The organism is Photobacterium minamisatsumaniensis (assembly GCF_050336695.1).
GTDB lineage: Bacteria > Pseudomonadota > Gammaproteobacteria > Enterobacterales > Vibrionaceae > Photobacterium > Photobacterium minamisatsumaniensis.
The window spans coordinates 68515-81285 of record NZ_JAKJSI010000010.1 but is presented as its reverse complement, the minus strand read 5'-3'; the positions used below and the strand labels follow the sequence as shown (position 1 = coordinate 81285).

The 12771-nt window shown below is 42.0% G+C and carries 8 protein-coding genes and 3 tRNA genes; 3 read left to right on the top strand and 8 right to left on the bottom strand.

Annotation, left to right across the window (positions count from 1 at the left end; translation table 11 throughout):
- The first annotated feature begins 20 nt into the window (after positions 1-20).
- On the top strand, positions 21-458 hold the full coding sequence (locus L4D78_RS00765) for a GlcG/HbpS family heme-binding protein (protein ID WP_428465178.1): 438 nt from the start codon (positions 21-23) through the stop codon (positions 456-458).
- A 68-nt stretch (positions 459-526) separates the two neighbouring features.
- Here L4D78_RS00765 and L4D78_RS00760 read toward each other — a convergent pair whose 3' ends face one another.
- The 3 genes from L4D78_RS00760 to L4D78_RS00750 form a co-directional block, all read right to left on the bottom strand.
- Positions 527-1183 (bottom strand): Qnr family pentapeptide repeat protein, encoded by a 657-nt coding sequence (locus tag L4D78_RS00760; protein ID WP_428465177.1) that lies wholly within the window; start codon positions 1181-1183, stop codon positions 527-529.
- A gap of 627 nt (positions 1184-1810) precedes the next feature.
- A tRNA-Ser gene (locus L4D78_RS00755) sits at positions 1811-1898 on the bottom strand.
- A 26-nt stretch (positions 1899-1924) separates the two neighbouring features.
- A tRNA-Ser gene (locus L4D78_RS00750) sits at positions 1925-2012 on the bottom strand.
- A 201-nt stretch (positions 2013-2213) separates the two neighbouring features.
- On the opposite strand from L4D78_RS00750, the gene mscM reads away from it, so the two are divergent.
- Positions 2214-5531: a miniconductance mechanosensitive channel MscM gene (mscM, locus tag L4D78_RS00745; RefSeq protein WP_428465176.1), complete on the top strand. Its 3318-nt coding sequence runs from the start codon at positions 2214-2216 to the stop codon at positions 5529-5531.
- 50 nt (positions 5532-5581) lie between these two features.
- Here the strand turns inward: mscM and L4D78_RS00740 are convergent, their stop codons facing one another.
- The 5 genes from L4D78_RS00740 to L4D78_RS00720 form a co-directional block, all read right to left on the bottom strand.
- Positions 5582-5866 (bottom strand): hypothetical protein, encoded by a 285-nt coding sequence (locus L4D78_RS00740; protein WP_428455734.1) that lies wholly within the window; start codon positions 5864-5866, stop codon positions 5582-5584.
- A gap of 530 nt (positions 5867-6396) precedes the next feature.
- On the bottom strand, positions 6397-6846 hold the full coding sequence (locus L4D78_RS00735) for an L-alanine exporter AlaE (protein ID WP_428465175.1): 450 nt from the start codon (positions 6844-6846) through the stop codon (positions 6397-6399).
- 646 nt (positions 6847-7492) lie between these two features.
- Entirely contained in the window at positions 7493-10114 is a 2622-nt protein-coding gene (locus L4D78_RS00730; RefSeq protein ID WP_428465174.1) for an alpha/beta fold hydrolase, read from the bottom strand.
- Positions 10115-10156: 42 nt separating this feature from the next.
- Positions 10157-11434 carry an OmpP1/FadL family transporter gene (locus tag L4D78_RS00725; RefSeq protein WP_428465173.1) on the bottom strand — a complete coding sequence of 426 codons (1278 nt, stop codon included), beginning with the start codon at positions 11432-11434 and terminating at the stop codon, positions 10157-10159.
- A 385-nt stretch (positions 11435-11819) separates the two neighbouring features.
- Positions 11820-11907 (bottom strand) — tRNA-Ser (locus L4D78_RS00720).
- 239 nt (positions 11908-12146) lie between these two features.
- Between L4D78_RS00720 and L4D78_RS00715 the strand changes: the two genes are divergently transcribed.
- Entirely contained in the window at positions 12147-12722 is a 576-nt protein-coding gene (locus L4D78_RS00715; RefSeq protein ID WP_428465172.1) for a UPF0149 family protein, read from the top strand.
- Positions 12723-12771 lie beyond the last annotated feature (49 nt).

Sequence of the window (12771 nt, the reverse complement as noted above, 5' to 3'; positions counted from 1 at the left end):
TGAACAGTCAGGAGAAATTGATGGTTAATTTAACACTTCAGCAAGCGCTGACTATTACACAAGGCACGTTCAATGCAGGAAAAGCGCAACAAAGCGCCCCACTCACCGTTGCTGTACTCGATAGTGGTGGTAAGCTTATTTCGCTTCAGCGACAAGACGGTTCTAGTATGATGCGACCAGATATAGCAGTGGCCAAAGCTTGGGGTGCACTCGCACTCGGCTGCTCATCCCGACAACTGGCAAGAGACGCTGACAGCAGGCCTGCCTTTATCAGTGCAGTCAATGTACTGGCAAATGGCAACATGGTGCCTGTACCTGGTGGCCTGCTGATTAAAGATGTAGATGAAATGGTACTCGGCGCGGTAGGCGTCAGCGGCGATCTCTCTGATCTAGACGAACGCTGCGCACTTCAAGGTATTGATCACGCAGAGCTGTATTGCAGTGAGGAAACACTTTAAGCACCAGTAGAATAATACCCAAGCTGCTGCCTTTATGGTTAGCAGCTTGGTATTTCATCCTCCGAGCTCTAATCCGGACACACAATCACACCGAGCTGTTCCAATAATTGCTCTTGCTGCCAGACACAAATCTTCACGCCACTAATATCAACCTTGCGAGGATCCAACCCCGTTAATTCTGCATTACTCAAGTTACAATCTTGCATTCGAAACTGCCCCCAACAATCAGCAGAGAATTCTCCCCGACTTAAATCAGACCCCTTCAAAGAAGCCCCTTGTAAATTAGTGCCAATCCATTTATTTTCAAACAGATCGCATTTCTCTATACACTGCCTTTCAAAGTTTGCGTACGACAAATTACACCCAGTGATATATGCAGAGCAAAAGTACATACGGTTGCTCACTTGGTTTGAAAAAACCGCTTGCTGGAAGTTGGCCCCTTTTAAATCGCAGTTTCTAAACTCCACACCGAAACATTTAGCGCCAGAAAAATTAGACATCGCTAGCTGGCAGTTTTTGAAGGAGGCATCGCGTAAATCACTATAACCAAAGTAACAGCCTTCTATTGCGCCTCGCTCTATAAAAATACAATCAACAAACTGGGCATCTCTAAGATTTGTACGGCTGAAATTGCACCGATAAAACTTACAGCGATTAAAATAAGCTTCGCTTAAATCTTGATTAGAGTAATCAACGTAATGATATTCTTCATAGTCTTTTGGCATAAATAGTCCTCGTGCTTAATAAATCGAAGACTATCATTTACCTAGCAGATCACAACAAAAATAAAACCTTTCAAAACAAACATTTAAAATCGCTCAAATCGCCAATTTAAGCCATCTAAATAGCATCCTAATCGACTTTCTAACCGATAATCGTAACCGCAGTCGAATAAAAAAGTTTTAATTATTTAGTTACCCTCGCGAGCACTGGGCATATAACAAGCAACTCAGATAAATAACCTTATACCTGCCATTAAATACACATAAACAAAATGGATGAATAGTCGAGAGATAGCAGCAAAACACATAGGTTAAAAAGGAAACTTTAAAGCACTTTCAGTGGTAACACTGTCTCGCTTCGCTGAAGCTTGAGTTCTATATACCCAGACGCAAAAAAGCCGCTGATCAATCAGCGGCTTCTTCTAATACGGCGAAGCTGTTTTGGTATAGCAGGATTTTCAAATCCCTTTTGCTTCGGCTAAAACGACGAAAGCCCAGTATTTCTGCCGGGACGCGCAGTCTGGGCTCTCTAAATGTGGCGGAGCTGTTTTGGTATAGCAGGATTTTCAAATCTCTTTTGCTACGGCTAAAACGACGAAAGCCCAGCATTTCTGCTGGGCTCTCTAAATGTGGCGGAGAGATAGGGATTTGAACCCTAGGAGGGTCGCCCCTCGCCTGATTTCAAGTCAGGTGCTTTCGGCCACTCAGCCATCTCTCCTAATTTTTATATCTCCAAAAGAGATATGGCGGTGAGGGAGGGATTCGAACCCTCGATACGTTGCCGTATACACGCTTTCCAGGCGTGCTCCTTCAGCCACTCGGACACCTCACCACATTGTTGTTTAACGCTGTGCGTCTCAACGGCGGCTAATGTAATGATTTAACGAACTTGGGTCAAGGGGTTTTCATAAAATATTGTTTAAGTGATGAGGATTGGATCAAATTGTTCCATTCTCCACCAATCTTTTGTTTTTATTCACTGCTAGACTAATTGAAAGCTATCGTTTTGTATTTTGGTTATTTTTGGTGAGCTATGAGTGATTGGTTACGACTCCTTATTATTCTTTGTACGACAGTTTACAGCTCCACGCTTTTTGCAGCTGAAGAAGCCTATGCCGCTCGTGAAGCGGCCTTAACCAACAAAATAGAACAACTCCAAACACAGGGGAACACCCCTGAAATTATCAAAGAATTAGATATTTTACTAAAGGCACAAAACCAACTCGATAAAACCCAAGACTTTGAACAACAAACATTGACTTACCGCCAGTTGGTCACAGAATTTCCTGAACGTACCAGTGCATTAAAAAAGCAAATCAATTCATTTTCCATGACCGAGTTTCCTAACTTTTCCGAGCTTAATCAAAGTGAGCTCAACAAGGAAATCAGCCAACAAGATAATACCCTTAAACAACTTGAACAAATTAGAAGCAATAGTAAAAACGAGCTTCAAAGTATTGAGAAAGGCATTGATGATTTCTCATTCGACTCAGAACAACTACGCGCTCAAATTCAAAAAGAAGAAAGTGCTCTTAAACAAATACAGAACCAACCTAATACTGATAACTTGCAGCTAATCCACCAGATCTCACACCAGTACTTTGTTAGTCATCTTTATCTTATCGAGGCTCAACAACTAAGTGCAGGAAACCGACGAACACTGGTTAAACAAAATATCCAGCTTACTAACCTTGAAATTGATGCGCGGCAGGCTTATCGCAATAATTTACAGCGAGAGCTTTCTCGTCGCTTAAGAGACGAAGCAGAAGATTCAAGTGATGAAAATAACCAATTCCAAAGTGATACCAGTGATTTGCCATCTCAAATTAGGCAACTAACCAATAATAATAAACGCTACCTCTCTGCGCTTTCTTCAATCTCGACCAGCAATGAGCAAGTACAGCAACAACTGCAAAGTACTACAGATCAAATTCGTGTCGTTGAAAAAACCGCCGATGACCTCAACACCATGGCCGAATGGTTAAAGCTCAGCCCTGCTTTTAGTGAAAATTTACGCACACGTATTAATCGTTTACCGGCAAACCCACCCATAATTTCTCTCGATAAAGATATTGCACAAAATCAAATTAATAAATATGAATACCAACAAAGAAATGACTTGTTAAAAGAGCGAGTGAATACGGCTGCAACCGCTGATTTAACGCCAGAGCAACAGCTACAAGAAAAGGCACTAATTGAAGCTAATCTGATTCTGCTGGATAAACTTATCGATAATACCGATACCCTAATCTATCAACAGGCAACCTTAAAAGTCTCTTATGAACGGTTAAATAGCACGCTTAACCAGCTAAAAAACCAAGCCAAAAAACAGCTTTTTTGGGCTCCTGATACCAATCCATTAAGCCTCAACCTTGTTAATGCAACATGGGAAAAGCTAAAGTGGTTCTTTTCTCCTTTTCAATGGGTCAGTTTTCTCAAATTCCCAAGCTCGATTGAAAAGGTGCCTCTGGTTATTTCATCAAGTGTCATCGTCATCATTATATTCGGTTTAAGCTGGCTCCGTGGACACTGGAAAAAATACCTTAATGAAACCAGCCAACGAATAGGCAAAGTCACCAGAGATAAATTCCTATTTAGTTTCAACAATGTATTTTTCTCATTCTGCCTTGCTTGGCCGATTCCTTTCATCGTTGCACTCATCGGCCTTATCCTAAGCGCCGCTTGGCAATACCCCTTTGTTCACCACTTTGGCCAATCGCTTTCACTACCAATGGCCTTGGTCATGTACTGTTTTATGCGAGAGCTAGTACGAAGTAATGGCTTATTGAGCAGCCACTTTGGTTGGTCGGAAGATCTCATCTCACGCTCTTTTGCGCACTATCAGCACTTCCTCTGGATTTACCTGCCAATGATGGTTATCCAGAACTTTGCCCAGCTATATAGTGATATCGACGTCAATGCTACTATCGGTCGCCTCGCCTTTGTGATCAGTAATATTTCAGTCAGCTATTTCCTTTGGCGTTTATGCCAAGAAAAACTACCAATGACTTATGCCGACTTACCTGAAGGTAAAGCGCGAGTTGGCCACCACCTATTTTGGTGGACGTTAATTCTAATACCACAAGGATTAAATTACACCGCGCTCAAAGGCTACCTCAGTTCATCACAATCGGTAATGGATAAACTTGAAGTCTCTGCTGTCATAGGGGTAATTACATTACTGATTTACTACCTCATCAAACGCCTGATGCTATTGCAAAAAAGGCGACTAGCATTTGAACGAGCTAAGGCCAAGCGGCAAGAAATTATTGCTCAACGGATAGCAGAGCTTGAAGAAAAAGAGGAAAGCTATAGCAGCAGTGAAATGCAAATTGATGTTGATGAACCCGAAGTTGATCTCGATAAAATCAGTGCCCAATCGCTTCGTTTATTACGTTCATTATTATTATTGATTTATTTATTATGCGTCTCATTCGTCTGGGCTGATTTCTACCAAGCTATTTCATACCTTGGTGATATTACATTATGGGATGTCACCAATACCATTGATGGTATCGACGAGCTCAGTTCAATCTCTTTGAAAAATCTATTATTGGCATTTTTAGCATTTTGGCTAACCGCAATATTGACACGAGATTTGCCCGGGGCAATGGAGCTATTAATTTTACAACATTTAGATCTTTCCCCAGGAACTGGGTACGCGATTACTTCACTAACACGCTACATTGCCATTTTTCTCGGTATCATTATTGGTTCAGGGCTCATAGGCTTCGATTGGTCGCGTATGCAGTGGCTAGTCGCTGCTTTGGGTGTCGGGATAGGCTTTGGGATGCAAGAGATCTTCGCCAACTTCATCTCAGGCTTGATCATCTTATTTGAAAAACCGATCCGCATCGGCGATACCGTGACGATTCGTAACCTCACAGGTGTAGTTGCGAAAATACAAACCCGTGCAACAACGATCGTGGATTGGGATAGGAAAGAAGTTATCGTGCCAAATAAAGCTTTTGTTACCGAGCAATTTATTAACTGGTCACTGTCTGATCCAATTACTCGTGTAACCCTGTCTATCAGCGTTAAATATGTTGCTGACAGCGACTTAGTGACGAAACTTTTGTTTGAAGCGGCTGAGGAATGTGAGCTGGTATTGGATAACCCTGCCCCCGAGGTGTTTTTCTTAACGCTCACCGCTGATAGTCAAAATTTTGAAGTACGAGCCTATGCAGCGGAAACCGCTCACCGTCTAACCTTAACTCATGATCTACATAATCGAATAAAACAAAAATTCAATCATCATGGAATAGAAATCGCACATCCACAATTAGAGATAGAGATGAAAAAGAGACAAAGTGCACCTCGGCGCCATTTCTTTACCCCGAAATACAAATAAACCTCTAAAGAGAGGTTTATTTTAAATCGTTTCATATTACTGAGTTAGTACTATTTACTATCTCGGCCTTCAGCCAGTTTGTTTTGCATTTGGATGTAGCTACCTAAATGCATCGACGCAGGCTTACCACGAAGGATGTATGGGATCTCGGTTTCAGTTTTCGCTTTACTTACAGGACGCATTCTTACATAAAGCGTTCCAAGCATATTTTTTGCGACAGCTTGGCAGCAACGATCGACAAACGAGAAAAAACGGCCAAAAACGCCAATTTTTACCCATAAGACGAATTGACTTAATCCAAACATAGCTGCTAGCGACCAATGTACTTCAATCATTCTACATACTCCCCTTACAGGTTTTCTCATCTGTGTGAGATAACAGGCTAAATAAACTAAGTAGTAATATGCCTATAAAAGTATTACGAAGAAGCCTGTGCCTGTAACTGAATTTAACCTGAACTGAATACTAAACCCCTCAGATCGCCATTTTTGAGAACAAAGATTGCATGTATGGCAACTGCGATAATAAGGAACAAGATTGCAACACACACGCAAACAACAAAGCTAAGTCATTGATATTAGATCGTTAGCATTAAAATCACGTACGAATAAAATAACAAAATAACAACAACCAACGCCATAATGCAGCGTAATATTGATGCAAATCAATATTATCAGTTTTAAACATTAATCACATATGGTTATAAGAATTTACAAATAGAAATAGAAATATTAAGAGTTTTTACTACAGATAGAAGCACAATCGTGCAATTTAAAAGCAAAAAGCCCCAGCTAAAATAATTAGCTAGGGCTTAGAAAGAAAAGTCTAACAGTTTGATATTCTCTTTACTTATAAAGAGTGGTTATTACGCTTGCTGGTAGTAACCCGGAACACGGAACATACGGCGGCACATTTCAAGAAATTGACCATAAACAACACCTAGTGCACCTGAAACTACGGCATTACTTGCAACAGCAGTCAGAATTTGATCGGTACCAGCGCCAACAACAAAAAGAATTGCGGCATATACTGGAGATTGAAAAAGTACATAAGCAATCATGTCAGATACCGCTTTCATCCAACCGTTGCCAGACAGACGCATCCCTTGGCGAATCACTAGATCACGAAACACGCCATAAGGCCAAGCTATCGCAATGTTCACGGGAATTGATAATGTTCGTGAAGCAAGAGATTGCTCAAACGTCATGCCTGAAATGAAAATCTCAATCAACATACCTGTAATAAAACTAAAAATTACCATTGCGAATGTATCAGCAGCAGCACTTCTTACGTTAAATTGCCCTTTAACAGACATGATTAGACCCCGAAACTAGTGTATATAACCGTTATAATTAGCTTAACCAGACCCTTCCACTATAATGTAGAGGTGTAAGCAGTTGATGTGCGTATTAGAACAGACTTTATTTAGAATTACACACCAAAGATCCTATATGTTTGTAAGTTTACTACTAATTTAAGGTAACTCTTTGGCATGATTTACTACACAGGCGGCACTGACGTGCTACACGCGGTGAGCTCCCCCTCTCCTAGCCATCAAAAAAAGCATTTAAGTGATGACTATCTGCATCATTAGTTCGAGTTATCTGTATATTTACTTCGGCATGGTAGAAGAGTGTTAATAGAGTGCTGAAACCTATACTTTTAAGGCATCAATAATTCGAGGTTTTTCACTTAACACAACCAAGCATAAGCAATTGATAAACAAGTAATAAAAACAAGGTTTACTTTTGCTTATTGCGCGACTTTGTATTTAATCACCATATGGAAAATTACCCCACCATAATAACCACTTAATCGATAAGTTTTGCATCATTTATACCCACTTAAACCTGAATCAGTGGGTTATTGTAAATATAATCATTTATAAGGTTACAACCTCTACGCACAAAAAAACCCAGCTAGTTAGCTGGGCTTCTGTGTTTCACCGTCAATCGCTATTATTAGCGCTCAATAATCGAAAGATTCTCTGGTGCAATACGATGGGTCCCTTCAATGTAATCCCCATGCGTTCCGTTCGATAATGTGTATTCAACGAAAGATGCTGCCTGAACCGCTAGTTCCGTAGCCGCTGAATCGACAGAGCTATAATCGGCGTTTCCTTCAGATTCAGAGGTCGTTAGTGTACCAGCACCAATATTATGGGTTCCGGTTAAAAAGCGCGTATACGAACGATCCGTACTATTTAGCGTATTCTTCAGACCATATACTTCTTCCAATGGTGTGGCACCTGCCAATGGAAACTCAGTAGTATCCAGCGAGTAGTAAGGCTTAAATGCAGAACCGTTAAAACACCCCATATCTTGACTAGATACTTGACCAGCCGATTCCGATGCAGACTTACAGACTTCATACATCGTTGGCGCCGTATGCTCAACTTTTATTGGCACCGTTTGATCTGCGGTTGTGAAGTAATTACCTGCAATGTTTTGTAGCTCTGGTTGATCTGAAATACTACCTGTTACCGAGAAAGATAAAATAGGTGTATCTGATAACTCGTCGCCGTAGTTCAGAGGGTCGACTGTATCGACAACAGCCTGCATCAAGTACTGGAACTCGCTGAAGTATGCTTTAGCAATTTCATCTGACGCGGTTTTATAATCAGCAGGATTAAGCTCAGCATATTGACGAACGGCTTCAACACCATCTAAGCCAAGTTCAGTGGCCATACGGGCATGAAATTCTGGCATAGCTTTAATTGAAGGAGGCACTTCACTGTGGCCGAGCCATACTGAGTTCATTAAGATCCCGCCAATACCACCACCTGGGTTAGCGAGAATACTACCTTTTAGCGCTAAATCACTCTGTGCAACAACACCGCTGAAGCTAGCCCCCGCAATAGCCCCCATAGAATGCCCCATAACAAAGACATTACTCGTATCAAAACTATCTACGGTCTCAATACCTGCGTCTTGATAAGTAAGGCCTCCCTCAAGTGAAGAACGAAGGTTTATCAAGTCTGCAATACTTTGGCGTAAATTATCACGTGACGTTAAAAGTGCGCCGGCTTTTAAAAAGTTCTTCACATCCGCCTGTTCATGGCCACTAAATAGCCCACGTAAAGATTGGCTGACGTTTACTTCATAGCTACCATCATTATCAAAGTCGACCGCGCGAGTATTGTGCAGTGGATGATCAATAGCAATAACTGCATACCCCTGGTTAGCAAGTTCTGCTTGAACGAAGCTATCGAGCAGTAGCATGCCACCGTTACCAAATTCTTTGGCTGCGGTAATACCATGAGCAAACAAAACAACAGGCCAACCATTGTTTGGTTTAGGCGTGCGATCTGGGTTCGGCAGTACAACCTGAACATTCAATTGCTGCTTAGCTTGAGATTCAGGGAGCCATGGATCAAACCGACCGCCAGAACCTTTTATTTGCCATGAACTATATAGAGGCTGACAGCTCTCTCGAGTATAACGATAGCTCTCAAAGTAGCTCTCATTATCATCAACATTAATGCCGTCAGTTTTAAACCAAAAACGAGCATTAGCTTGGTTATTACTATCCACCACACAGTTGGATGCGCCCATAGCAGTTGAATCAGATAAATAATATGGCAGCTCTACTGTGGCTTGTAATTTACGTACACATTCAACCATTAACCCGTCGCCAAACGAACTATCGCAGAAATTCGGGTCGATCGTCGGATTGTCGATAATACCGCCAACAATACCGCCAACAATTTTATCTAACACTTCTGGTGGTAAACCTGCACCAACCAAATGCTCTTCTGGAATATCATTAGATTGCAATCCACGACTATCTGATTCTGGTTTTGCAGCCAAATTCGCTAACACCGAGCCAATCGACTGTGTTTTAACACCCGCGATATAAAATGTATTTTCAGGTTTTATATCTTCAAGCGCTAATTGAGTAAATAAACCATCAATTTGGGTTTTATAAGCAGAGAGTAATGGATCTGACGGTCCAGAGAACAACAATTCATTGAAAGCCGTTGACGGTTTAACCGCATCACCACTGGTGCTTTGCAAACCATTCGATACAACAAAAATTAGTTGTGTTTCAGCTTCAAAAGGGCGTAAAGGCAAGACTTGTAGATGATTAAAGTCTGTCACCTGCACTGTAAAATCTCTACCGTACTTTAATTCACCATAGCCACTGAAAGGAAAAGAGCGCTCTACAAACAGGCGTATATTGCTTTCAAAGCTATTTTTATCTAACTGAGAAACATCGCCTGTCATCGCCAGTGAAAACGGCGCTGTGGTAGACCAACCATCCAAGTCTTCTAACGAGCATTTAGTGGCGTTTTCTATCGCGTTTTCAGCTGCTGCACCATCATTCGTTACACCACAGCCAAAGATAATGAGCTTATCATCGGTACTATCAATTGCATCTTCTCCAATGAAATACAGATCATTTGGCATCGGGATGTTCGTATCATTGGCGATTAATTTGGTATTTTCCATCCCGAATGAAAACTGTAAGTTAGCAGGTGCTAGTGTTTTACCATCACTGCTGTCTGAAGAATTACAAGCCGCTAAGGCACCCGCCGTTAAAGCAACGATCATGGCTTTTGATATTTGATTTAGTTTCATCATTTTCTCTCTGTTCATACTCTGCTCTCAGCGCAGAGCAAAGTATTACTGGAAGGAGTACGAATACTGCAGGGCGTATATCATGGCGGTACTGGTCGTGGTTTTGAAAAAGAGTCCCTCTTCTTCAATAATGTCACCCGTTTCACCCTCAAGGTAAGTTAAACCAAGATCAAGTTGGTGTGGACCACGGTAATAGGAAAGGCCTGCGGAATACCAAATGCGGTCAGAGTCAGGGATACTGGCAGTAACATGCTGGTCGGTTGGCGTTTCATCGTAGGCAATACCAGAACGAACGGTCCAATTGCGATTAATCTGATAGGTCGCACCAACTGAGTAACGGTTTGAGTCTTTCCACTCTTCCGCTTTTTGCAGACAAACTTTATCGCCCTCACCTGCTGTGCTGCACTCATCGCCCTTTGAGGTTGCCTTAATTTCTTGGAAACTGCTCCAGCCGATATGCACCCAGCTATAATGAACCGCAAACTTATTGGTGAGCTGGTGATAGCCAGAAAGCTCCATGATAGAGGGTAAACTCAGCGTTAGTTCACCATCGGCACCTTCAACATAATCAAACAAGCCGTTACTAGTATTCATTTGAACGCCGCTGAATTCACCATCCATTTGAATGTCAGAAGCCCCCGTATAAGCAAAGCCCCAACGGTGGTTATTATTAAGCTGATATAGCGCCCCCAGCTTATAACCAAAACCGATACCGTTGCCTTCTAGATTGGCAAACACATTGGTATCACCACCTGTAACCAGCTCTGCAATCGGTGAAAAACGATTAAGTTCAGCATGGGCTAATAAAATACTCGCACTGGCGCCAAGCGACAGCTGATCTGTCACTTCATAGGCAACGCTTGAATTCAGATTAATGACTGTGACAGAGGTATCACCGGCTATTACACCAAAGTCTTCGTTCACTTCATCGCTGTATTCAGACGCGAGGCCAAAGTCAGCATAAGAGCCTACACCGACAGATAATTTGTCATTGACCCGGTGAGTTAAGAAGAAATTCGGCACAAAAGCAGGTGGCGCAGCTTCACTTTCAAATGCATCAACGGTCGTGCCTTTACTGAATTCAATCTGGATGTCCGGATCAATATAAGCAATACCAGCACTGACATTAGTTCCCTGCAGTAAGCTTATAGATGCTGGGTTACGGGCTAGCGTCGCTGCATTGTCAGCAATCGCAGCTTCACCAGCAAATGCCCTACCCAGACCTGAACCGGAGTGCTCAGCAGTTTGAAAGCCTGCAGCCGATGTATAGCTACTCCACAGCCCTAAACAACTTAGTGCCACCACTACTTGCTTTTTCTTCATGTATTTCCGCCTCTTGCTAGCCTTTTTTGTTTTTGGGTAGCGTATTAGCTCGCGTTGCGAGTCATTCGTTATGGCAGCAATTTACAGAACGTTATTCTATATATCAAATATTCAACGACAAAACTGTTAAGTGGAAAATTCTAAAAACACTAACTAAGTCATTGTTTTTTACGACAATCACATTAATGCAAACACCAAGGTAGAGCTTTTACTCCACTGCAACACAATGAAATTAAATGATTATTTAAAATGGCGTACGGTTTGTTTTTTTTAAGAAAATAATGTAAATAAGAAAAAGGGGGGGATAAGTGACTTTTGCTTGAAGAAATTCAAAACATAAATGCTAGATAGCAAAAAACCGCCCTATAGGCGGTTTTTTAAAATATGGCGGTGAGTGAGGGATTCGAACCCTCGATACGTTGCCGTATACACGCTTTCCAGGCGTGCTCCTTCAGCCACTCGGACAACTCACCAAATTGTTGGTTGAAACATGAGATTTCAACAAGGCGTGTAATATAAGGTGGTAATGGGAAACAGTCAATCATAAACAAGCAGGTTTGTCTTAAATGTTCATAATTATATCAACTAGCTAGATTCCTCCTCCAGCACTAACACCCTTGATACTAGCCTGTTACAATAACGCTAAACTAAAACAGTAATAGTTGCCGCTAACTGCCACTATTGAGTGATCCTATTATCCTAAGAGAGTCCTATGTCTTCATCTTTACGTGAGTTGCTAAATAATCCGCAACTGGCTGAGCAACTGCTTTCTGAAGCCCAAACCCATGGCTTTGTTGTTGCAATGGCTGCTGCTCCGCATCTAATTAACCCTAGCGAGTGGCTAGCGTTTATGTGGGGTGGAGAAGAAAACTCACCATTCACAAGTCAGGAAGATCTTGAAGCGTACGCTAACGCGATCATCAACCTATGGAATGAAAGCCGAGAAGCCCTATTAACAGGTACATGGCAGTGGCCAGAAGGCTGTACACTCGACGATAAAGAGATTGTCTCAGCAGCAACGCGTGAATTTTCTGAAGGCCTACTACAAGGCTGGCAGTTAGCACGTGATGACTGGGATACAATTATGCCAGAGGATAGCGAAGACAATGCCCTATTAGGGGGTGTATTGCTTTGTTTCAGCCTGCTTTATGATCCAGAGAACGCAATGGAGGCATTATCTCAAGAAGGCGCTGATGGGTTAGCACAATTCGAAGAGATTCATACGTCAGTGCCAACCATGTTAGCGGGCTTAACGCTTCGCGCGCATGCTATCGTTGAAGAAGCGTAACGCCCTGCGATAATCGTACAGAAAAGCAAAAAGGCGACCTGAGGTCGCC